Genomic DNA, 21,244 nt, shown 5'->3' with positions numbered 1-21,244 from the left:
TGGGGCAAAATTCTAGTTGTACTTCGCTCTTACTTGAGAAACAATCCACTCTGCCAAAATATTAACAATCAGCGTCAGAATAAACAGAATTAGCCCAGTGTACATCAGAGCTGCTACTTGCAATCCCGAAGCTTCCGCAAACTGATTTGCCATCAGAGAAGCAATAGTATTTGCTGGAGCTAGCACAGAAAGACTTAACTGATTGGAATTGCCAATTAACAGAGTTGCAGCCATTGTTTCTCCCATAGCGCGACCGAGCCCAAGCATAATTCCGCCGACAATGCCGGAAAAAGCCGCCGGTACGAGCACTCTAAAAATTGTTGTCCAGCGAGTAGCTCCTAAACCTAGAGATGCTTGCCGCAATTCGGGCGGGAGACTTGCCAAAGAGTCGCGGGAGATAGCAGTAATAATGGGCAAAGTCATGATTCCCAATATTACTCCTGCTGGTAACATTCCCGGCCCAACTGGCGAGGTGCTAAAAATCGGCAGCCATCCGAAGTTACCGTTGAGAAACTTGCCGAGAGTGGTAATCATGGGAATCAATACAGCAATTCCCCACAAACCGTAGACTACGCTGGGAATGGCGGCTAAAAGTTCTACTAAAAAAACTAAAGCTGTACGCACTGGCAGCGGCAAAAAATCTTCACTCAAGAAGATGGCAGTCCCTACTCCTAATGGTACAGCAATTAGGAGCGCGATCGCCGAACTGACGATCGTCCCGTAAATCATTGGCAGCGCACCGTACTCTTCTTTAACCGGATTCCAGCTACTGCCAAATAGAAATCCCAAACCGTACTCTTGAATCGCCGGTAAAGCCCTGTAACCAACGGTGAGGGCGATTAGCAGCAAAATTACACCAACTCCTATTCCCAAAATCCGAGTCAGCCAGATAAAGCCTTGGTCTAAGGATTTTTCTGCCCCAGAGCGCGATCTGCTCTGTGATTGAGCGCTGTGATTGTCTGAAATCATAGAAAAAAAACCAAATATATAGTAGCGGAAAATAGTCTGTTTCGGAAAAAGCTAGAAAGAAGCAGAAAGAAAGACCATAAATAAAATCAAAGAGGGGCGGGTTTATTAATCCCCTGACATTTCAACAATTATTTCGGGTAAAACCTGACCATTGTATTTTCAAAGAGGTAAATGGCGATTTACCGTTGGGTGGGGCGGGTCGATCGGATTATTGATTTTAGGCAATTATTGTCGGTGAACCCGCCCCTACACAAATATCTCTCTTGCTTTTTTCTTTCCCCTTTTTTCCAACAGTCAACAGTCAACAGTCAACAGTCAACAATTACTATTTGGCCACCTCAATTTTGTAGTCGGGGCTGATGCCGTCGGCGGCCGCTGCTACTTTTTCTTTAACGTTTTGGGGCAGAGGAACGTAGCCCAATTCAGGGCTGACCTTTTGACCTTCATTCAAGCCGTATTCAATCATGGCCTCGATTGCTTTGGCTTTGTTGGGGTCAGCAACTGTTTTGGGGATGAGCATCCAAGTGTAGCTAACAATAGGATAGGACTCTGCCCCTTCCGGATCGGGAATGAACGCCCGCAGATTCTCCGGTAGTACCACTGCTTCAAGGGTTTTGGCCCCCGCTGCGTCGTTGTAGACTACAAAATTGCCGGCTTTATTCTCCAGGGCAGCAAACTTGATATTGTTGTTCTTGGCGTAGCCGTACTCAATGTAGCCTATAGCGCCAACGGTTTGTTGAATAGAAGCTGTCACACCTTCATTCCCCTTGCCACCAATCTTACCGGCAGAAGGCCACTCTACTGTCTTGCCTTCCCCTACTTTTTCTTTCCATTCTGGACTGATGGCGCTGAGGTGTTTTGTGAATACGTCTGTCGTACCACTGCCGTCAGAACGGTGTACAACTGTGATATTTTGGTCTGGCAGTTTAGCGCCTGGGTTAGCTGCTGCAATTTTGGGGTCGTTCCACTTGGTGATGTTCCCCAAGAAGATATCTGTGTAAACGGCTCTTGGCAACTTCAGTTCGGGTACGTCTGGCAGGTTGTAGGCGATCACGATGCTGCCAGCCGACATCGGCAGCAAGAGCACGCCTTTGTCCGCTGGCACCTTCCCAATTTCCTCGTCACTCATGGCGGTGTCGCTGGCTCCAAAGTCTACCGTACCTTTGGTAAACTGTTCGACTCCGGCACCGCTGCCCACTGACTGATAATTGATCTGTAATTTGGGATTGGCTGTGTTGAAATCTTGAAACCAGCGCTGGTACAGGGGTGCTGGGAATGACGCGCCGGCACCCGTCAGGGCTACGTCTGAGGCTAGGGCGAGTTTGGTGTTTGCTGCTGTGCCTGTGGCCGCAACGGGGCTAGCTGCGGTGTCGCCGGGGCTGGGGCTGGTGCTTGTGTTTGTGCTGGGGCTGCTGCAAGCTGCTACACTGAGGGCGATCGCCATAGCGGAAATTGCAGTAGTCAGACGGTTTGGATTAATCAAGTTAAGACGAAAAAGCATAGGTATACAAAAGCTGCGATCGTTATATGGGTGTCCCGCATCAGCATAGCGCGCAAAAGTAAAGCTTGGGTTAAGAATCTTTACATTTAATGGCAATTTAATATTAATTAATATTATTAATTAAGAGATGATCTTGACAATTGTGATTTCATGAGATATAGGCAAGATAGATTTGTACGGAAACCAGTCGATCGCCCGTTAGCGAAGCCCTCGAAGAGGATCGCGAAAAATTCTCCATTAAATTATCACAAGATCGAAGCTTGAGAACCAGAAAACCATACAATGGTGGTTATTTTGATAGTAGTGCTAGGATTAAGAATTTAAAAGCTGCGGGCATTGAAGCTTGCATCTGACAAATACATTCTGAGGAATGCTGTTTGATGATATAGCAACCGCCCTGACGGTGAGGACGTTCTTAATTGCACAAACATAAACGGTCGATTGCAACTTCGGTCTTCCTTCTTTCTTCTGCTATAATGCCTGCTCCTATTGAATTAATCTGGGCTGTTATTGGTTTGCTCCTGACGATAGGAGGCACTTTTTTGCCTGCATCTGTCACAATCCCGATTGGGTTGTGGGACGATCGAGGACTTCAGGCGTACTCTTTAGGTGTTACCTATCAAATTGGAGCCGTTTTGCTAGTAGGCTGCATGGGGGGAAAAAATGCTGCGGCTCTCTCGCAAATTGCCTATTTGGCATTAGGATTAACTTTGTGGCCAGTTTTTTCTCAAGGCGGCGGCATCGGCTATCTCAAAGAAGCGAGTTTTGGGTATTTGCTGGGTTTTGTGCCTGGTGCTTGGGTGTGCGGCTGGGTGGCTTTTAAGGTGGCTTCGCGGCTGGAATCTATGGCTTTTAGCTGTTTGTGCGGTTTGTTCACAGTTCACGCGATCGGCTTAATTTATCTAATTTTTACTTACTGGCTGCCTCCAGCAAAAAAAACACCTTTATTCGATGAGATTCTTAAATATTCGGTTTATCCTCTGCCGGGACAATTGGCGGTAGTTTGTGCGATCGCAGTGTTGTCATTTACTTTGCGCCGCTTGATGTTTTATTGATTGGGTAATTGGGAATTGGGAATTGGTAATCGGGGATTGGTTGTTGTGTCAAATAAGGTTATACTATACATTGCCCAACGAGAGAGTCATCGCGCTGCGGCTGGGATTGCTTTCCTGCACTGCATTCTGCTCATAATGACACGTGAGATTGGAGTAAATTCTCTCATGCCCGATGCCCCATTTTCTATTGCTTAATTCATGCGTTTTAAAAGAAATCCCTTGTTCTGGGTTGCTGCTGTTATCAGTTTAGTTTTAGACCACCTGGCTAAGTTTTGGGTGGTGCAAAATTTTGAATTGACGGTTCCTCCGCAGACGCAGCCGCTGTTACCCGGAGTGTTTCACTTCACTTATGTTGTTAATACCGGTGCGGCTTTTAGTCTGTTCAGCAATGGCGGGGCGATTTGGTTGCGGTGGCTGTCTTTGGCCGTTAGTGTGGGATTGATGGTGCTGGCTTGGTTCGGGCCGCGAATTAACCGCTGGGAACAAGCTGGCTACGGTTTGATTTTGGGGGGAGCACTAGGGAATGGGATCGATCGATTTGTTTCGGGCCATGTTGTAGATTTTATCGATTTTCGGATCATTCGGTTCCCCGTATTTAATCTAGCCGATGTGTTTATTAATGCTGGGATTATCTGTTTGCTGATTGCAACTTTTCACAGTGCACCGCCGACTCCGAAAAGTCAGGACGATCGCGATTCTATTTCAGACTAACTTTCAACAAGTCAATCGATTTTCGATTTTCGATTTTCGATTTTCGATTAACCACCCACGGGCTGTACCGTTCTCAGGTTTATGGGATGCCGAGCTTTTTTTGCTTAGGCTCGCGAATTAAATAACTTACAATTTTAATTGTTCTTGTGGGATGGGCGTCCCGCCCGTCCACTCATGACGGGCGGGACGCCCATCCCACTTTCAAGAGTGGAAGTTATTTAATTCTCATTCCTTATCCGCTGATGAATCCGGCGGCCTCGCAACCAATTGTTTTCGGTCATTTGTCAGTTGTCTGTTACCAGAAGGTACAGGTGTCAACTTCAGGTTAGAGTCATTTATGAGCTATAATTAGATTTTTTATTGCTAAGGCTAAACTTGCCCGCGATCAAAAGCAATTTGGTCACAAACTCCCGGATTTATCCGTGGGATAAATTCCCTAAGCTGTCACGCATTTAAATTGCATATTCAGGGCGGGCGAGACGCCCACCCCACAAGAATTAGATTGTTTTTTGACATTCTATTTAAATGCACAACAGCTTAATCTAAAATCTAAAATCTAAAATCTAAAATCGGATGAATCCTAATCCATTTGCCCAAGAACGCTTACTATTTGCCCCAGCAACCCCCGATGCTGATGCTATCCCGACTATTTTTGCTTTTCCCAACGAGTACACGGTGGGTATTACCAGTCTCGGCTATCAGATAGTGTGGGCCACTTTGGCTGTGCGATCGGATATTGAAGTCAGTCGTTTATTTACTGATATCAGCGAACAACTTCCCCGAAATCCAGAATTACTGGGATTTTCGCTTTCTTGGGAACTAGACTATGTAAATATTCTAAATTTATTGGAATCTCTAGAAATTCCGATTTGGGCGTCACGACGAACTGATAATCATCCGATCGTCTTCGGGGGTGGCCCGGTTTTCACGGCGAATCCAGAACCTTTTGCCGATTTTTTTGATGTGATTTTGCTGGGAGATGGCGAACATCTCATTGACAATTTTATTGATGCTTATAAAGAAGTCCGTAGCGCCGACAGACAAACTAAATTGCGGCATTTAGCCCAAGTTCCGGGAGTTTACGTCCCCAGTTTGTACGAAGTAACTTATCTGGATGCGGCTGAGGGGATTAAATCGATTCATCCTGTCGATTCGGGAATTCCCAGTATGGTTGAAAAACAGACGTACCGCGGCAATACTTTATCTGCTTCCACTGTGGTGACAGAAAAAGCTGCTTGGGAAAATATTTACATGGTGGAAGTGGTTCGTAGTTGTCCAGAAATGTGCCGTTTTTGTTTGGCAAGTTATCTGACTTTGCCGTTTAGAACTGCGAGTTTGGAGGATTCGTTAATTCCGGCGATCGATCGGGGTTTAGCTGTGACTAATCGTTTGGGTTTGTTGGGTGCTTCGGTGACTCAGCACCCGGAATTTGAAGCGTTGCTGGATCATTTGAATCATCCGAAATACGACGGCGTGCGGTTGAGTCTTTCTTCGGTAAGGACGAATACTGTGACAGTTAAGCTAGCCGAAATATTGACAAACAGAGACAGCAAATCTGTGACGATTGCGGTGGAAAGCGGGAGCGATCGCCTCCGCAAAATCGTTAACAAAAAACTCACAAATGACGAAATTATTCAAGCTGCTATCAATGCTAAGGCTGGCGGATTAAAGGGAATTAAACTTTACGGGATGGCGGGAATTCCCGGCGAAGAAATGGAGGATTTAGAGGAGACGGTGGCGATGATGCGGGCGATTAGAAAAGCTGTTCCCGGTTTGCGGTTGACTCTGGGATGCAGCACTTTTGTCCCGAAATCTCACACTCCTTTTCAGTGGTTTGGAGTGAATAAAGATGCGGAGAAGAGGCTGAAGTTTTTAGATAAAGAATTGCGGAAGTTGGGTTTAGAATTTAGACCTGAAAGCTATAACTGGTCGGTGATTCAGGGGTTGTTGTCAAAGGGCGATCGGCGGTTGTCTCGGCTGTTGGAATTAGTGCGGCATTACGGCGATACTTTGGGCAGTTATCGGCGGGCGTTTAAGGAGTTGCGGGGACAGTTGCCGGAGATGAATTTTTATGTTTTTCAAGAGTGGGAATTGGAGCAGGTTTTGCCTTGGAGTCATTTAAAAGGACCGCTACCGGAGGCGACTTTGAAGAAGCATTTGGCTGAGGCGATGAGTCATACAACACGACAGCCAAATCAAGAATGTGAGAATTCACTAAGTCGCGTTTAGTAAATTAGATTATAATAGCCTCATGCGTGTCATTAGCCGAAAACGACTAAAAGAATTTTGGGAAACACACCCCAATGCTGAAACAAGTCTGTTGCTATGGTATCAGCGTAGCTGTGATGCTGAATGGCAAAGTTTAGTAGATATTCGTAAAGTATTTCCTTCGGCTGACTTAGTAGGTAGCTTTACGGTATTTAATATTGGTGGCAATAACTATCGGTTAATTGCTTTTATCGATTATGAATACCAGATAGTGTTTGTCCGCTGTGTTTTAACTCATGCAGAATATAATAAGGAGAACTGGAAAAATGACGACTGGTTTAAAAACTCCTAGTAGCTACTATATTGAGATAATCACAACTTTTCCACCGCGTCCCATTACTTGTGAAGCTGAGTTAATCGCTACACAAAATCGGATTGATTCTATTGTGAGTCGGAGAAATCTCACGCAGGACGATCGGGATTACTTAAACGTGTTGGGTACTCTTGTTTATGATTACGAACAAAAACATGAGCCAATGCCAGTTTTGAAAGGTATCGCACTACTGAAAGCATTGATGGTTGAAGACAATATTCAAGAAAAAGATTTGGTTGATATTTTTGAATCCGAGTCTTGGGTATCTGAGGTGATGAAGGGAAAGCGGGAACTGACGGCGAGTCAAATTCAAAAGTTAGCTAAGTTTTTCCATCTTTCCCCTGTGGCATTTCTTGAGTATAATTAATTGCCAGGATACTGGGATGAGTGACGCACTATAATATAATTATGCCCGAAGTCCAACCGAGAGAAATTCAGCGTTATACGACGCCAGATAACAAAGTGCCTTTCGATCAGTGGTTTGATTCGCTGAGAGATATCAATGCTCAAGCCAAGATTATATCTAGGCTTAACCGAATTGCTGATGGTAATTTAGGAGATTATCGATCCGTGGGGGAAGGCGTATGCGAACTCAAAATCAATTATGGGCCTGGCTACCGCATCTATTTTGGACAAATAGGAATAACAATTGTGATTCTCATCTGCGGAGGCGATAAAAGCACTCAAGACAGAGATATCCGCCAAGCTAAAGAATACTGGACAGATTATAGGAGTTAAGACAATGCCTAAAAGCCTACCTTATCATCCGTTTTTGATTGAATCTCTGAGAAAAAACCCGGCATTGTCAGCCGCCTATATAACGGCGACATTAGAGGAGGAAGAGCCGGAACCTGAACTGCTAAAACGAGCTCTCAGCGATGTAGCAGAAGCTTTGGGTCAACCAAAAATGACTCCTGAACAATATGAATTGCACTTAAAAAAACTGGATGAATTGCTGTCGCAGCAAGGAAGTGATGCGATTTATAATCTGGGAACTTGGCTGAATGCTTTGGGATTGAGACTAACTGTTGCTGTTTGTACTGATACAGAGGATAATACTGCAAATGCTGAAACGCGATCGCAAATAACTGTTTAACTTAATCTACAAAATGCCTAATTTTCGATATTCATCCCTAATTAATGCAACTGTTGAAACAGTCTGGAACTTTCACGAAAGGCCCGACATTCTGCAACTTTTGACTCCGCCTTGGCAACCGGTGAAAATCATTCGCCACGAAGGGGGACTCGATGTGGGTGCTGTATCAGAATTTCGCCTGTTATTGGGGCCGATTCCTGTAAAATGGGTGGCGACTCACACTGAGTGCGAACAATATCGGTTGTTTGTTGATGAACAAACTGAGGGGCCAATGGCACGTTGGGTTCACCGACACGAGTTTACAGCAGAAAATGGCAAGACTAGATTGACAGATGCGATCCTCTTCGAGGGCTTCGCTAACGCATTTTCGATTCCCGGCGGCCCGATTGTCGATTTGCTGTTAGGTTGGTGGGTGGAAATGCGGTTAACAGATATGTTTCGCTACCGCCACGAAGTCACAAAAAGAGAGTGCGAGAAAAATGCAAACAACGGCTGAATATTACTGTGCTTTCTGCGGCGAACCGAGTACAACTTTTGTTGATATCAGCGGTGGTATGGAGCAATCTTATATCGAAGATTGTCAGGTTTGCTGTCGCCCGAATGTTCTGTATGTCAGAATAGATGAAGATACCCTGGATATTGAAATAGATACTGACTATCAAGAATAAGTGACTACAAAAATGTAGGAATTGCTTGGGATTCTGACTTGGTAGAATTCATAAATCTTGAAGCTGCTGCTTCTACGAAAGCCTGAAAAATTCGAGAGTTTACCGAACAGTTTGGCGACATTTCTGGGTGCCATTGAATTGCTATCATCCAAGGGTGATAGCAGTGCTCCATTGCTTCTACCAAAGTGTCAGGTGCATCGGCTACAATTCGCCAATCGGATGTTACCTTTCGCACTGCTTGATGATGCCAGGAAACAACTGTTGTTGAAGTTTTTCCCATAATTTTTGCTAGCCGACTGTTGGGTTCAATTTCAATGGTATGCTCGATCGCGCGCGGGGGAATTCCCGATCCGTGATTAACCTCGTCTCCGTAAGCATCCGGTACGTGAATCACCAAACTGCCGCCGCTGGCTACGTTCAACATTTGCATTCCCCGGCAAATCCCCAACACAGGTATGTCAGCCTTCAAAGCTAGCTTTGCTAAGCTTAATTCAAAATTGTCGCGTTCTGCATTAACCGAGTAAACTGTGCGATCGACATAACCGCCATAAAGTTCTGGGTTGATATCTCCGCCCCCGGAAAAAATCAAACCATCTACTGCATCCAAAATACTAGCCGGATCTAATTGATTGGGAGGCAGTAAAATCGGAATGCCACCAGCCGCCTGAACTGCATCAATATAAGTTCCATTTAAGCGATATTCGCCTGCTGGACAGCGGTTGTATGTTGTGATGCCAACAATAGGAAATTTTTTCATTTGCTAGAGACTGGGAGATAATTATTTACATTCATACTCAGATTTGGCACTATTTGTAATCAGTGTTTCATGGGCGGGCTATAAGCCCAACCCTACTCCCCACAATAAAACTTACTTATTGTGAAACAGGCATCTTGCCTGTTTCTTCTCTGATTACTTGTGATGGATGATCCATAGATTAAACTGAAAATTACCAGCACTGCTGTCTAATTTGTAACAGTTTTAGTATTAGTTTCCGGCAGCGGTTTGCGCGTGCAAAGATAAGCCAACGGCCCGAACAGCGGCACTAATGTTACTGCCCAAAATGCTGTAGAGTTCTGCATTCCTCGGCGCGCCATATCGTCTCCTAATAAGGCAGGAAATAGTAGGCAAAGCATACAAAAATCTAAACTCATTACGTGGATAAAACGGCTGGTTTGCCACTGCTGAATAAAATCAGACCAATCGCCGTTTGTCAAGCCAAAGGCAACTAAACCAACCGCAGCTAATGTTAAGAAAATTCCCGTAAAACGGGAGTCTAATATCTTTAAAAAGATATTTTTATGATCGGCAAATTCTGGATTAGGTTCGCGCAGGGCTAAATAAGGCAGCAAGGCAACGGCGCCGACGCCAAAGGATAAAGTGGCAAATAACCATGCAGGTATTTTCTGGCCCCTGCCGTCAGCAAATAAGACGCAACTGTAGATGAGCGGCCAGACTCCCATGAGGTTGAATAACGCTACAATTAAAGGGTTGATGTCTGCTATTTTGCCTGTGGAAATATTGGTAATTAGTGTGATGGTTTTTTCAGGGCTGTCGGGTGGTGCAAATACAAAGGCGTAGGTGATAAATGCAATCCAAAGCAGCCCAAATCCAATTTTTCTGAACATAGTTAGTTTTTCTGACTTCTGATATTACTATAGCAAGCTTAAAGGGTTTTTGAATAATACTTTTTTTCTTTACCGCAGAGGACGCAGAGAACGCAGAGGAACAGAGGAGAATATTTGAATGTATTGCTATTTGGTATGGCGGGTTTTGGGCAGATTGCTAAATTTTTGCATAAATTGGCGATCGATCCAATCTTTCCAATACCACAACAACCGTGATTCCCACATGAAATTGCCGCGAGATGCGATCGCCCTTTTATTCCCAGTACCAATTAACCCTAGGTACTGTTCCTGCGGTGCAAAGGGTTTCAGCGGTTTTTCTAATAAAAACTGCTGCAAATTCTCAAACAGCGGTTTGCCCTGACGCACGGCAAAAACGCCTGCTTTGGGGCGCGGATAATTAACCATCGCAGCGATATCGCCAGCCCCAAATACGTTGGGGTGAGAGACTGATTGCAGGCAATCGTTGACTTGCATAAAGCCGTTTGAGTCGGCTGCTAAACCGGATTCTCTTATCCAATTGGCTGCCGATGCTTGTGTCACCCAAAATATGCGATCGCACTCTAATTTTAAACCGGATTTACAGGAAATTTGGTAATTGGTAGGGAATTGAGGATTGGTTTCCCTCTCGATTTTTTTTACAGCACAAACTTTTTCCTTTAAATGCAATTGAATGCCGCGACTTATGAGAATTTCTTGAAGGCGGCGACGCACCCGCTGATTGTGTCCCTGCATCAATTCCGCACCGCTGTGAAACAAATGAATTTCTAATTCTTCTTCTTTCTTCCCCCTTCCCTTTTCTCTCTTACGTCTTTCGCTGTACCTTAATATCCATCCGTTAAATCCGTTACACAATCTGTTGCCGAACCCTTCTTCCTTCCCCAATCGAGATTGCATATTTAATGCTAATTCTACGCCGCCGGCACCGCCGCCGACAATGGCTATCCGCAGCAGTTTTTGGAGAGAGTTTTGCCTTTCGGAAATTAACTGATTCCAGCTAGATAAAAACTCCGGTACGGGTTTAGCTGCAATTGCATATTCTGCCGCACCCGGTACAGATAAAGTCGCAGGAGTGCTGCCGATATCCACAGAAAGCACATCAAAATTAATCGGAGGACAAGTTTGACAAATAACTAAATTTTTGTTAAGGTCGATCGCGATCGCCCGATCGACCAATATTTGACACCCGGCAAATTCCGCGAGCGATCGCAAATCAATGTGACATTCATCATAATCGTAAAACCCGGCAACGTGTCCCGGCAGCATCCCGGAATAAGGCGCGTGCAGCACGTCGCTAATCAGAGTCAAACGCACACCGGGCAGCGGGTTGATACCGAACATTTTTAATACGATAGCATGACTGTGACCGCCGCCAATTAACACTAAATGTTTCACAATTACAGATGTTCGATCGAGATGTTCCAGCACCAATATTGTACAGCACTCGCACTCCTGGGGCCGCACTGTCCGGTAAGGAAAGCTGGCAGTGCGTAATTAATGATTTCCCAGCAGTTAGACAGAATCCTGTCACCTACCCTCTGTATCGCAGATTATACTTGGCTCAGTTGCGATCGCAGCACATCAATTCACCCATTTCAGTTAACCGATTCCACATTCAGCGCAAATGGCTGTAGACTGTAGAGCGAGCAAATTTTATCACCAAATTATGCCAGGGTGTGTTTCAATAGCTAACTCACCATTCAAAACTATGACATTACGCATCATTCCGCGCCGTTGGCAGCGATCGATTAAAACTCTTTTCCCGCTTCTGTTTGCCCTCTCATTCATTATAGTATTGCTGGCGAACAACTTCATTCCGGCGATCGCCCAGGAACCCCGCCAGGAAATTCGCGGCGTTTGGATGACGACAAACGACAAAGACATCCTCAGAGATCGTCGCAAACTAGGAGATGCTGTCAGCAAACTAAAACGGTTAAATTTTAACACAATCTATCCCGTAGTCTGGAATTCTGGCTATGCAATGTATCCCAGCAATGTAGCGCAGCAAAAAGACATTCAACCCTTTGTTTACAGAGGGTTAGACGGACAAGATACGATCGCCGATTTAATCGCTCAATCTCACCGCCAAGGCCTGCTAGTAATTCCTTGGTTTGAGTTTGGTTTCATGGCTCCTCCCACCTCAGAATTAGCCTTAAATCATCCCGATTGGCTGACACAAAAACAGGACGGCAGCCAAACATCAATCGGTGCAGGTGGCGAAGTAGTTTGGCTCAATCCCTTTCATCCAGAAGTTCAGCAATTCATTACCAAACTCGTACTAGAAATCACCACTCAATATAACGCCGACGGCATTCAATTTGACGATCACATGAGTTTGCCGTCTGAATTTGGATACGATGACTACACAGTTGCTTTGTATACCAAAGAAACAAAAAAAGCTCCGCCAAAAGATTTTCAAAACCCAGCATGGGTGCGGTGGCGAGCCAATAAAATCACCGCTTTTATGTCGCAGCTAAATCAAGCCGTCAAAGCAGTCAAACCCAATGCAATTTTCTCAATTTCTCCCAATTACTACGAGTTTGCTTACAAACATCACCTACAAGATTGGCTGACTTGGGTGCGTTTGGATATTGCCGACGAGCTAATCGTGCAAGTCTACCGTTCCAATCTAGAATCATTTGTAGACAAGCTTAACCGTCCAGAAATGCAAGAAGCACAGCAAAAAATTCCCACCGGAGTTGGGATTATGACTGGTTTGAGAAATAACCCAGTACCGATTCAGCAAATTAAATCTCAGGTGCGAGCAGTCCAAGAATACGGCTTAGGCGCCGCTTTCTTCTACTACGAAAGCTTGTGGGAATATGCACCCGAACCTCTAGCAGTTCGACTTTCTCAATTTAGTGCTTTCTTCCCGTCTTCTGCATTCCGAACAGCGCTACAAATACCCAGACGCGCGGCGACTTTCCCTCCACCTGCGCCACCAAAACCAGACCCCAAAGCTAAGCCAGAGCAACCTACCAAAAACAGCCCACCTTCGCCATCACCAACCACGTAAAAGAATTAAAGAGTCATCAGTCATTAGTAACTTTGTAGGGTGTGCCATTAGTCCGACAGTCCGACAGGGGTTTAAACCCCTGTCTCATAGCTGAAGTCGTCTAAAGACGACTGTAGCAATTCTATCAAAGCTGTTTTTGTATAGAGTTAGCGCAGAATATATGTGTAACTCTAATTTTCAAAATTGAGATTACTATTTCAGTCGGTTTTAACCGACTTATGCTATTAGACAGGGACTTGAGTCCCTGGCAGCCTGTGGCAGTATGAAACAGCTCTACTGGGGGCTAGGGGATACCGAATTATGTTCCTATAAAATATCCGTATTACCAACAACTACCATCAAAAAATGCCAACTAACCAAAAAATTTTACTTCCAAAAATGGGCTGCGGCACTTGGGCATGGGGCAACAGATTCCTCTGGGGCTACAATGAAAGTATGGACGAGGAATTGCAAGCCGTTTTCAATCTTTGTGTTAGTAACGGTGTCACTTTATTCGATACCGGGGACTCTTACGGAACGGGGAAATTAAACGGACGTAGCGAACAGCTTTTGGGGCTGTTTTCTCAACAATATCAAGGTGCAAATAAAGAGAGTATTTGTATTGCGACAAAACTGGCTGCTTATCCTTGGAGACTGACGCGACAATCAATGATATCGGCTGGCAAAGCCTCTGCGGCGCGCCTCGGAAAAAATGTAGATTTGGTGCAAATGCACTGGTCTACAGCTAATTACGCTCCTTGGCAAGAGGGGGCTCTTTTGGATGGTCTGGCTGACCTTTACGAGCAAGGATTGGTCAAGGGAGTGGGCTTGTCTAATTACGGGCCGAAACGGCTGAAATGGGTGCATCAAAGATTTAGCGATCGCCAAATTCCTATTGTTACTTTACAAGTGCAATATTCGCTACTTTCTACCTATCCAGTGACAGAACTTGGATTGAAAGATGTTTGCGATGAATTGGGGATAAAATTGATTGCTTACAGTCCTCTAGCCTTGGGGTTGCTGACGGGTAAATATTCCGAAAACGGCCCTCTTCCTAAAGGTATTCGAGGTTTGGCGTGCAAGCAGCTACTTCCGGGAATGCGATCGCTTTTGGAATGTTTGCGAGAAATAGCGGCATTCAGAAACAAGACTGTTTCGCAGGTAGCAATCAACTGGTGCATCTGCAAAGAAACTATTCCGATTCCGGGGGCGAAATCTGCGGCACAGGCGAGGGATAATATTGGTGCTTTGGGGTGGGAGTTAGACTCCGGGGAGATTGCCGAATTGGATAAGGCGGCGGCGAGTGTAGATAAAAAAATGGTGCAGAATATCTTTCAAACTCGGTAAAAAGACTCTCGCGTGGGGTGGGGGCGGGTTTATTTAAGCTGTCTGCATTCTTTAAATCTTTTGGTGAACCCGCCCCTACAGTTTTTTGACGGCGGGTGCAAGAGATCGAATTAAATAGATATGATTGCTGTAGGGGCGGGTTTTACAAACTATCATTGCCTAAAATCAATAATCTCATAAACCCGCCCCCACCGAATGACACAATCTTTCATTGATTCACACAAAACTTTTCCACACACCGCACAAACATTTCTACACCCATCCCCAGCGCAGTTTCATCAAAATCAAAACGCGGGTGATGGTGCGGGTAAGCCAAGTTTTTCTCTGGATTTGCCGAACCTAAAAAGAAATAACAACCGGGGACTTCTTGCAAAAAGAACGACATATCCTCGCCGCCCATTGTTTGACATTCCGGCACGATTCCTGCAGGAGTTTCGACAACGGATTCTGCGACGCCGCGCACCAATTCAGCTATTCTCGAATCATTAATAACTGGCGGATAAAGCGCACAATAATCTAATTGGTAATTAGCGCCGTGACTCTGACAAATTCCAGCAATTACTTGCTCGATTCGCTGTGCAAAATAACCTTGATATGCAGGATTGAAATAGCGCACCGTACCACCGATTTGAGCAGTATCGGCAATCACGTTGTGGGTGTGGCCTGCGTGGAATTTGCCGACAGTTACTACCGCTGAGTCGATCGGGTCAATATTCCGCGCGACAATAGCCTGCAAAGCGCTGACAATTTGGGCTGTAACTACGATCGAGTCCACAGTCTGATGTGGCATTGCACCGTGCCCACCTTTGCCAAAAATCGTGCAGTCAAAAACTTCCACAGCCGCCATCAGCGCGCCGCTGCGGACGCCTACAGTGCCCAAAGGTAGATTGTTCCACAAATGCAAACCGACGATCGCATCAACATCAGGATTCTTCAAAACTCCCGCTTCAATCATCGGTTTTGCGCCTCCTGGCCCTTCTTCGGCGGGCTGAAAGATAAATTTTACTTTCCCCGAAAAGCTGTGTTTGTGCTTAGCAAGATAACAGACAGTACCGAGGGCGATCGCAGTGTGGCCGTCGTGGCCGCAAGCGTGCATAATTCCATCATGCTGCGATCGATAATCCACCTCATTTTCTTCTTGAATAGGCAAAGCATCCATATCCGCCCGAATTGCCAAAACCCGCCCCGGTTTGCCGCTGTCTATAGTGGCGACAATACCAGTTTTAGCAATATTAGTTTCATGCTCAATGCCCCATTCCTGCAACTTTTGTGAGATAAACTGCGCCGTTAAATTTTCATCAAAACTCAACTCCGGCCTTTGATGCAAAAGGCGACGCCATTCGACTAGCTGAGGCTGCAAATTTCTAATTTCCAGCCGCAACTGAGATAAATCGACAGAGGTTAAATTCGGTAAAGTAGAAACCATGTTTTATTCTCCTTATAGCAATTTGTAAAACTCTCTCTTTTCTTTCTCTGTGCTCTCTGCGCTCTCTGCGGTTCAAATAAAATCTTAGTTTTTAACCACAGAGGACGCAGAGTACGCAGAGGAAGAGAAGAATGAGAAAGAGAGGTGTTGAGAATAGGGTTATTTAGAAGTCTGAGGAACTAAATTAACCCCTGGCAGTAACTGTTCTAAATCTAAATCTGAAGCAATTTTAGCTAATTTAGCAAGGTCAGTCGGGTCATCTAAATGCGGCAAAATACCCAACACAGGTATTTGAGTCAGCGACTGGATCAAGTCAACGGGCGCTAAATCGGCAATTTCTTGTTCAGAATAAGCTTTAACGCAATTGAGCACAATTCCTCTGAGCTTAAAACCAGTGTGTTTGGCGAGAGCAACATTCGCCACAGCTTGCCCGATCGCCCCCAACTTCACAGGTACTACCAAAACCCCTCTCAGCCGCCAATCCCTAGCAATATCGGCCACCGTCAGTTCCCACGTTACAGGCGATCCCAGCCCTCCCAAAGCTTCCACCAACACAAAATCCTTGCGTTCAGAGAGGCTTTGCCACGCTGTCCAGACCTTTTCGAGTTCGATACGTCTCCCCTCCCGTTCGGCTGCAATTGGTGGTGCTAGAGGCGCATCAAAGTGCAGCGGATTGAGTTCTTCGGGGGATTGGTCGAGGGAAAACAAACGGGTGTAGAGTTCGCGATCGCCCGTTCCTGTTTGCATGAGTTTCATAATTCCCAAACTGCGATCGGGAAAATACATTTGCCAATAAGCAGCCAGAGCGGTGGTCAAAACAGTTTTGCCCGCGTCGGTATCAGTTCCAGCAATTAGCAGCGAGTTCATTGGCAAATAGCTAACAAGTAATTGGCCTCAACCTCAGTCTAGGGGAATTTTGCCAGAAGTTTATAGTTCGGGCGATGGTGCGGGTGTTGGTGCTGGTTCCGGTTCCGGCGCGGGTTCCGGTTCCGGTTCCGGCGACGGTGCAGGAGTTGGTTCCGGTTCCGGCGATGGTTCCGGTGTTGGCGCTGGTTCCGGCGAGGGCGCGGGTGTTGGGGCTGGTTCCGGTGTTGGCGCGGGAGTTGGTGCTGGTGTTGGCGACGGTGTTGGCGACGGCGCGGGTGTTGGTTTGGGTGCGGGCGCAGGTTTGGGCGCAGGTTTGGGCGCTGGAGTCGGCGCTGGAGTCGGCGCGGGCGTCGGTTTTGGTGCCGGAGTTGGCGCTGGGCTTGGTTCTGGGCTTGGTTCCGGCAAAGGTTCTGGGCTTGGTTCCGGTAAAGGTTCTGGGCTCGGTTCCGGTAAAGGTTCTGGGCTCGGTTCCGGCAAAGGTTCTAGGGTTGGTTCCGGCAAAGGTTCTGGGCTCGGTTCTGGTAAAGGTTCTGGGCTTGGGGTTGCCAAAGGTTGCGGGGTTGGGGTTGGCAAAGGTAGCGGGTTTGGTACCGGAGTTAGTGTCGGCGTCGGACTTGTAAGTGCTGGCGGTGTCGGAGTGGGTTTGGGGCGCGAATTGTTGAGAAATGAGCCGACTAAAGCCCAGGAACCGAAGCCCGTCAAGATTACTAAGCCGGCCAGCAGTCCGATCGCAGCAATGGGATTGTCCCAAAAAGTGTCGGCAGCAGGCTCAATTAACGGGTCTGGCTGGTTTTTTTGGGGGTGGGAACTCTGGGCGGCGGGCTCTGGCGGCCTGCCCACGGCCACCGTTGCTATTAGCGAAGGGTTTGTCTGCACCACTACTGGCGCGGGCGGTACAGTTGGCTGGCTAGGTTTAGGATTAGTTTGGGCGTCGAGTGCTTGGGCGACTTCGCTGACAGATTGATATCGATCGCCCGGAGATCGGCTCAACATCCGATTTAGCACCAAAGCCAAACCCGTGCTCACCTGCGCTTGCTGCTGCCAATTCCACTGCAGCGTTGTTTGATCGAGCAATTCCTGCGGTTCTTTGCCTGTCAGCAGGACGATAGCCGTTACGGCTAAAGCGTAGAGGTCGCTGCTGGCTGTTGCCCGCCCGCTTTGCAACTGTTCCATCGGTGCGTAGCCGATTTTACCGACTGTTGTCGCGTGGGCTGTTCCTTCGGGAGACTGGACTTTGGTGGCGAGTTCCTTCACCACTCCAAAGTCAATCAGCACCGGCAACTGGTCGTTTTCGCGCCGAATTATATTTTCTGGGGAGATGTCGCGGTGGATGATGCCGCGGGCGTGGATGTGAGCCAGTACCGGCAGCATTTGCCGGATAAATACCAAGACTTCGGCTTCGGTGAAGGTGCGACCCTTTGAAGTTCGATCGAGCAACAGTTCGCGGTAAGTCATCCCTTCCACGTAATCCTGCACTAAAAACAAACGCTGGTTCTCTTCAAATATTGCTCGAAACTGGGGAATTTGTGGGTGCCCAATTTGGTAAAGTATTGCCGCCTCTCTTTGAAACAATTCCTTCGATTTTTCCAAAACGTATGGCCCGCTTTGCACCGGAATCAATTCCTTCAGGGCGCAGCGTTCTTGAAACCGTCCCAAATCTTCTACTAAATAAGTCCGGCCAAATCCTCCTTGACCTAAAATATTCACCAAGCGGTAGCGGTTTTGTAGGAGAGTTCCAATAGCAATAGGTGGCTGCATAAGTTTAAGTAGAAACTGTTAAAAAATAGACGATCGCTCACAGACTTAGTAATGCTAGGTCTTTAATGCTCTTGAGCATACTTCACTATCTGTAGTCCCCAGTCCCGACCAAAGTTAGTATTTTACATTTTTTATGACATTCTTGGACGCAATGATGGTCAGAAACCGGGTTTTTTCACGAAAACACAGAGGTTGCCACCTGCAGATCCGATCAAAAACCCGGTTTCTGCGTCAATATCTCAAGGGAGAAATGCACGATTTTTCGTAGAAACCGGGTTTTTTGGCCTTAGCCCTAATAAATTGTCGCCCCCGACCTAAGCCCTACATCTCTATAAAGCTTGAGATTATTTATGGGAGATGTCTACTGACTACTGACTACTGACTACTGACTACTGACTACTGACTACTGACTACTGACTAAGGACTAAGCTTTGCTTTCACCATGTCTTGAATTCTGTTACCGTCTGCTTTGCCCTTAAGCTGCTGCATTGCCTTGCCCATCACCTTGCCCATATCTTTTGCAGAAGTAGCGCCAACCGAAGCAATCACTTCGTCAACGACTTGACTCACCTCTTCGTCTGACATCTGCGCCGGCAAATACTCTTCAACAATTGCCAACTCCGCCTCCTCTTGTGCCACTAAATCTTCGCGGCCACCTTTGCGGTATTGTTCGATCGAATCCCGGCGCTGTTTGGCTATTTGCATCAAAATTTCCATTTCTTGAGCTTCTGTCAGCGTTTCTTGCCCGGAGGGACGGAGGCTGACTTCTTTTTCGAGAATAAATTTCTTGATGCCGCGAACTGTTTCCAAGCGAACTTTGTCCTTGGACTTCATAGCTGCTTTGATTTCTGCGTCAATGCGTTCTCTTAAGCTCATCGATTTCTACCTTGCTTTGCCCGATATCAAAAATCTGAAGTGTGCTTCCGATTCTTAACTTTTTTTACAGTATTTTTCCAGTTTATTGCCTGTTGGTGGCATTTTTATCGCCTTGAACCCGGATGCCTTCGGCTTTCGACGGAATTTGGGGGTGAGACTGCAAGTGCAGCCTCACCCCCAAATTGACTCACCCTAGAACTTTTAGACGCAGGGGCACAAGTGCGATCGTACTTCTGCCAGTACAGAGTTCGCTAGAACTCACATCTTGCACCATTCTCGCTTAACAGGCTGGACGACCTGTTCCACAAAGAGTAGATTTTCTTGTGGAACAGGCCGTCCAGCCTGTTCCTAAAAAGCTTATTGACAATGGTGCAACATTTCAGCTAGAACCCACATTCCACACCCTGGGGTGTCACACAGCATAATTACGCAGAAAACTCTATCTTTAAAGTAATAAATTATGCCTTTTAAAAGTAATTTATCCGTTAATATACGGTATTTTAGTATAATTTATAGTTTTATTGCTGGATCAAAATAAGTAAAAACCGATTGTGACCGTTGAAGGTGTCGAATGTGGGCTAGAAACCCGGTTTCTCGGACATATTTCTGCAAGTCCTATTCAATTCGCCTAACTTAACACTTGTGGTCGCCTCGAATGTTAAATCTCTTAAAAAATTGGCTGAATATTTCTAGTTTCAGATGGTAAGATAGCGATGGAATAAACGTCCTGCAAGAGGCCTGCTGTGATCCGTTCTGCTACTTTACCGCTTCCGCTTCCCGAGCCGCCAATTTCCGCCCATGACCGTCTGCGGCTGTTTTCCGGTTCTGCTAATATTCCCCTCGCCCAAGAGGTGGCTCGCTATCTGGGGATCGATTTGGGGCCGATGGTTCGCAAGCGGTTTGCTGATGGGGAACTCTACGTTCAAATTCAAGAATCGATTCGGGGTTGCGATGTTTACTTGATTCAGCCAACTTGCTGTCCGGTAAACGATCGCCTGATGGAATTGTTAATTATGATCGATGCTTGTCGCCGCGCTTCGGCTAGACAAATTACTGCTGTCATTCCCTATTACGGATATGCTAGGGCTGACCGCAAAACGGCCGGAAGAGAGTCGATTACGGCAAAATTAGTGGCTAATTTGATTACGGAAGCTGGGGCAGGTCGCATTTTGGCGATGGATTTGCACTCGGCTCAAATTCAAGGTTATTTTGACATTCCTTTCGATCACGTTTACGGTTCGCCGGTGCTTTTGGATTATCTGGCGAGCAAGCAATTGACGGATATTGTTGTGGTTTCGCCGGATGTTGGCGGAGTCGCTAGGGCGAGAGCTTTTGCCAAAAAGCTTGGTGATGCTCCCCTGGCAATTATTGACAAGCGCCGCCAAGCTCACAACGTGGCAGAAGTGATGAACCTCATCGGTGATGTCAGGGGCAAAACTGCTGTTTTGGTGGACGACATGATCGATACTGCCGGCACGATTTCTGAGGGCGCGAGATTGTTGCGCCACGAGGGTGCGAGGCAGGTTTATGCTTGTGCTACTCATGCGGTGTTTTCGCCTCCAGCCATCGAGCGTTTGTCTAGCGGGGTTTTGGAAGAGGTAATTGTTACGAATACAATTCCTGTGCCGGAAGAGAACCGTTTTAAGCAGTTGACGGTGCTTTCGGTAGCCAATTTGCTCGGAGAAACTATTTGGCGGATTCACGAAGATAGTTCTGTTAGCAGTATGTTCCGCTAGAGGGCAAAGACACTTTTTGAATGTTTGTTTTAGGG

General features: G+C 46.4%; 22 protein-coding genes. 13 read left to right on the top strand and 9 right to left on the bottom strand.

Translation table 11 applies throughout. The features are described 5' to 3' along the window. Positions 1-12: 12 nt before the first annotated feature. Positions 13-969, bottom strand: a complete 957-nt coding sequence (gene pstC, locus QUB39_RS02595) for a phosphate ABC transporter permease subunit PstC (protein WP_333052197.1) — start codon at positions 967-969, stop codon at positions 13-15. A gap of 325 nt (positions 970-1,294) precedes the next feature. Continuing rightward, positions 1,295-2,470, bottom strand: a complete 1,176-nt coding sequence (pstS, locus tag QUB39_RS02590) for a phosphate ABC transporter substrate-binding protein PstS (protein WP_333312566.1) — start codon at positions 2,468-2,470, stop codon at positions 1,295-1,297. 476 nt (positions 2,471-2,946) lie between these two features. Here pstS and QUB39_RS02585 point away from each other — a divergent pair, with 476 nt between their 5' ends. From QUB39_RS02585 to QUB39_RS02545, 9 genes are all read left to right on the top strand, one after another. Next, entirely contained in the window at positions 2,947-3,525 is a 579-nt protein-coding gene (locus QUB39_RS02585; RefSeq protein WP_006635529.1) for a biotin transporter BioY, read from the top strand. 198 nt (positions 3,526-3,723) lie between these two features. After that, positions 3,724-4,236, top strand: a complete 513-nt coding sequence (gene lspA, locus QUB39_RS02580; RefSeq protein WP_333052190.1) for a signal peptidase II — start codon at positions 3,724-3,726, stop codon at positions 4,234-4,236. 573 nt (positions 4,237-4,809) lie between these two features. After that, positions 4,810-6,465, top strand: a complete 1,656-nt coding sequence (locus QUB39_RS02575; protein WP_333052188.1) for a radical SAM protein — start codon at positions 4,810-4,812, stop codon at positions 6,463-6,465. A 22-nt stretch (positions 6,466-6,487) separates the two neighbouring features. Continuing rightward, complete coding sequence (locus QUB39_RS02570; protein WP_333052186.1) at positions 6,488-6,796, top strand: type II toxin-antitoxin system HigB family toxin; 309 nt, start codon at positions 6,488-6,490, stop codon at positions 6,794-6,796. Continuing rightward, a complete protein-coding gene (locus QUB39_RS02565; protein WP_333052185.1) occupies positions 6,771-7,184 on the top strand; it encodes a transcriptional regulator in 414 nt (137 codons plus the stop codon). Before QUB39_RS02570 ends, QUB39_RS02565 begins: the two co-directional genes overlap by 26 nt. 41 nt (positions 7,185-7,225) lie before the next feature. Further along, positions 7,226-7,555: a type II toxin-antitoxin system RelE/ParE family toxin gene (locus QUB39_RS02560; RefSeq protein WP_333052183.1), complete on the top strand. Its 330-nt coding sequence runs from the start codon at positions 7,226-7,228 to the stop codon at positions 7,553-7,555. Positions 7,556-7,559: 4 nt separating this feature from the next. Further along, complete coding sequence (locus QUB39_RS02555) at positions 7,560-7,913, top strand: transcriptional regulator (protein WP_333052181.1); 354 nt, start codon at positions 7,560-7,562, stop codon at positions 7,911-7,913. A gap of 13 nt (positions 7,914-7,926) precedes the next feature. Further along, positions 7,927-8,409 carry an SRPBCC family protein gene (locus tag QUB39_RS02550; RefSeq protein WP_333207782.1) on the top strand — a complete coding sequence of 161 codons (483 nt, stop codon included), beginning with the start codon at positions 7,927-7,929 and terminating at the stop codon, positions 8,407-8,409. Then, positions 8,393-8,581: a CPXCG motif-containing cysteine-rich protein gene (locus QUB39_RS02545; protein WP_006635525.1), complete on the top strand. Its 189-nt coding sequence runs from the start codon at positions 8,393-8,395 to the stop codon at positions 8,579-8,581. Before QUB39_RS02550 ends, QUB39_RS02545 begins: the two co-directional genes overlap by 17 nt. Before the next feature lie 4 nt (positions 8,582-8,585). On the opposite strand, the gene QUB39_RS02540 is transcribed toward QUB39_RS02545, so the two are convergent. The 3 genes from QUB39_RS02540 to QUB39_RS02530 form a co-directional block, all read right to left on the bottom strand. Continuing rightward, positions 8,586-9,338: a gamma-glutamyl-gamma-aminobutyrate hydrolase family protein gene (locus QUB39_RS02540; RefSeq protein ID WP_333052175.1), complete on the bottom strand. Its 753-nt coding sequence runs from the start codon at positions 9,336-9,338 to the stop codon at positions 8,586-8,588. Positions 9,339-9,544: 206 nt separating this feature from the next. Beyond that, a complete protein-coding gene (locus QUB39_RS02535; protein ID WP_333052174.1) occupies positions 9,545-10,207 on the bottom strand; it encodes a DUF2834 domain-containing protein in 663 nt (220 codons plus the stop codon). A 126-nt stretch (positions 10,208-10,333) separates the two neighbouring features. Next, positions 10,334-11,599 (bottom strand): FAD-dependent oxidoreductase, encoded by a 1,266-nt coding sequence (locus QUB39_RS02530; protein ID WP_333052171.1) that lies wholly within the window; start codon positions 11,597-11,599, stop codon positions 10,334-10,336. Between the two features lie 8 nt (positions 11,600-11,607). Here QUB39_RS02530 and QUB39_RS02525 point away from each other — a divergent pair, with 8 nt between their 5' ends. The 3 genes from QUB39_RS02525 to QUB39_RS02515 all read left to right on the top strand — a co-directional run bounded on the left by QUB39_RS02525 (position 11,608) and on the right by QUB39_RS02515 (position 14,546). After that, complete coding sequence (locus tag QUB39_RS02525) at positions 11,608-11,838, top strand: hypothetical protein (protein WP_333052169.1); 231 nt, start codon at positions 11,608-11,610, stop codon at positions 11,836-11,838. Then, positions 11,829-13,220 carry a glycoside hydrolase family 10 protein gene (locus tag QUB39_RS02520; RefSeq protein ID WP_333052166.1) on the top strand — a complete coding sequence of 464 codons (1,392 nt, stop codon included), beginning with the start codon at positions 11,829-11,831 and terminating at the stop codon, positions 13,218-13,220. The genes QUB39_RS02525 and QUB39_RS02520 overlap by 10 nt, the downstream gene beginning before the upstream one ends. Positions 13,221-13,565: 345 nt before the next feature. Further along, positions 13,566-14,546: an aldo/keto reductase gene (locus QUB39_RS02515; RefSeq protein ID WP_333052163.1), complete on the top strand. Its 981-nt coding sequence runs from the start codon at positions 13,566-13,568 to the stop codon at positions 14,544-14,546. A 208-nt stretch (positions 14,547-14,754) separates the two neighbouring features. Here QUB39_RS02515 and QUB39_RS02510 read toward each other — a convergent pair whose 3' ends face one another. From QUB39_RS02510 to QUB39_RS02495, 4 genes are all read right to left on the bottom strand, one after another. Then, on the bottom strand, positions 14,755-15,972 hold the full coding sequence (locus QUB39_RS02510; RefSeq protein WP_333052161.1) for a M20 family metallopeptidase: 1,218 nt from the start codon (positions 15,970-15,972) through the stop codon (positions 14,755-14,757). Positions 15,973-16,131: 159 nt separating this feature from the next. Then, complete coding sequence (gene bioD, locus QUB39_RS02505) at positions 16,132-16,839, bottom strand: dethiobiotin synthase (RefSeq protein WP_333207779.1); 708 nt, start codon at positions 16,837-16,839, stop codon at positions 16,132-16,134. Positions 16,840-16,899: 60 nt separating this feature from the next. Further along, on the bottom strand, positions 16,900-18,597 hold the full coding sequence (locus tag QUB39_RS02500; protein ID WP_333207778.1) for a serine/threonine-protein kinase: 1,698 nt from the start codon (positions 18,595-18,597) through the stop codon (positions 16,900-16,902). 417 nt (positions 18,598-19,014) lie between these two features. Continuing rightward, complete coding sequence (locus QUB39_RS02495) at positions 19,015-19,473, bottom strand: GatB/YqeY domain-containing protein (RefSeq protein ID WP_333207777.1); 459 nt, start codon at positions 19,471-19,473, stop codon at positions 19,015-19,017. Between the two features lie 743 nt (positions 19,474-20,216). On the opposite strand from QUB39_RS02495, the gene QUB39_RS02490 reads away from it, so the two are divergent. Beyond that, complete coding sequence (locus tag QUB39_RS02490; protein ID WP_333207776.1) at positions 20,217-21,209, top strand: ribose-phosphate pyrophosphokinase; 993 nt, start codon at positions 20,217-20,219, stop codon at positions 21,207-21,209. The last annotated feature ends 35 nt before the right edge of the window (positions 21,210-21,244 follow it).

It is taken from the genome of Microcoleus sp. AT8-B5 (assembly GCF_036705565.1).
In the GTDB taxonomy this organism is placed as follows: Bacteria; Cyanobacteriota; Cyanobacteriia; order Cyanobacteriales; family Microcoleaceae; genus Microcoleus.
The sequence above is the reverse complement of the archived record's forward strand: the minus strand, read 5'-3'. Positions and strand labels throughout refer to the sequence as shown.

Excerpts from the sequence above, each read along its gene's own strand:
- pstC (WP_333052197.1), bottom strand. The coding sequence starts at position 969 with ATGATTTCAGACAATCACAGCGCTCAATCACAGAGCAGATCGCGCTCT.
- pstS (WP_333312566.1), bottom strand. The coding sequence starts at position 2,470 with ATGCTTTTTCGTCTTAACTTGATTAATCCAAACCGTCTGACTACTGCA.
- QUB39_RS02585 (WP_006635529.1), top strand. The coding sequence starts at position 2,947 with ATGCCTGCTCCTATTGAATTAATCTGGGCTGTTATTGGTTTGCTCCTG.
- lspA (WP_333052190.1), top strand. The coding sequence starts at position 3,724 with ATGCGTTTTAAAAGAAATCCCTTGTTCTGGGTTGCTGCTGTTATCAGT.
- QUB39_RS02575 (WP_333052188.1), top strand. The coding sequence starts at position 4,810 with ATGAATCCTAATCCATTTGCCCAAGAACGCTTACTATTTGCCCCAGCA.
- QUB39_RS02570 (WP_333052186.1), top strand. The coding sequence starts at position 6,488 with ATGCGTGTCATTAGCCGAAAACGACTAAAAGAATTTTGGGAAACACAC.
- QUB39_RS02565 (WP_333052185.1), top strand. The coding sequence starts at position 6,771 with ATGACGACTGGTTTAAAAACTCCTAGTAGCTACTATATTGAGATAATC.
- QUB39_RS02560 (WP_333052183.1), top strand. The coding sequence starts at position 7,226 with ATGCCCGAAGTCCAACCGAGAGAAATTCAGCGTTATACGACGCCAGAT.
- QUB39_RS02555 (WP_333052181.1), top strand. The coding sequence starts at position 7,560 with ATGCCTAAAAGCCTACCTTATCATCCGTTTTTGATTGAATCTCTGAGA.
- QUB39_RS02550 (WP_333207782.1), top strand. The coding sequence starts at position 7,927 with ATGCCTAATTTTCGATATTCATCCCTAATTAATGCAACTGTTGAAACA.
- QUB39_RS02545 (WP_006635525.1), top strand. The coding sequence starts at position 8,393 with ATGCAAACAACGGCTGAATATTACTGTGCTTTCTGCGGCGAACCGAGT.
- QUB39_RS02540 (WP_333052175.1), bottom strand. The coding sequence starts at position 9,338 with ATGAAAAAATTTCCTATTGTTGGCATCACAACATACAACCGCTGTCCA.
- QUB39_RS02535 (WP_333052174.1), bottom strand. The coding sequence starts at position 10,207 with ATGTTCAGAAAAATTGGATTTGGGCTGCTTTGGATTGCATTTATCACC.
- QUB39_RS02525 (WP_333052169.1), top strand. The coding sequence starts at position 11,608 with ATGTTCGATCGAGATGTTCCAGCACCAATATTGTACAGCACTCGCACT.
- QUB39_RS02520 (WP_333052166.1), top strand. The coding sequence starts at position 11,829 with ATGGCTGTAGACTGTAGAGCGAGCAAATTTTATCACCAAATTATGCCA.
- QUB39_RS02515 (WP_333052163.1), top strand. The coding sequence starts at position 13,566 with ATGCCAACTAACCAAAAAATTTTACTTCCAAAAATGGGCTGCGGCACT.
- QUB39_RS02510 (WP_333052161.1), bottom strand. The coding sequence starts at position 15,972 with ATGGTTTCTACTTTACCGAATTTAACCTCTGTCGATTTATCTCAGTTG.
- bioD (WP_333207779.1), bottom strand. The coding sequence starts at position 16,839 with ATGAACTCGCTGCTAATTGCTGGAACTGATACCGACGCGGGCAAAACT.
- QUB39_RS02500 (WP_333207778.1), bottom strand. The coding sequence starts at position 18,597 with ATGCAGCCACCTATTGCTATTGGAACTCTCCTACAAAACCGCTACCGC.
- QUB39_RS02495 (WP_333207777.1), bottom strand. The coding sequence starts at position 19,473 with ATGAGCTTAAGAGAACGCATTGACGCAGAAATCAAAGCAGCTATGAAG.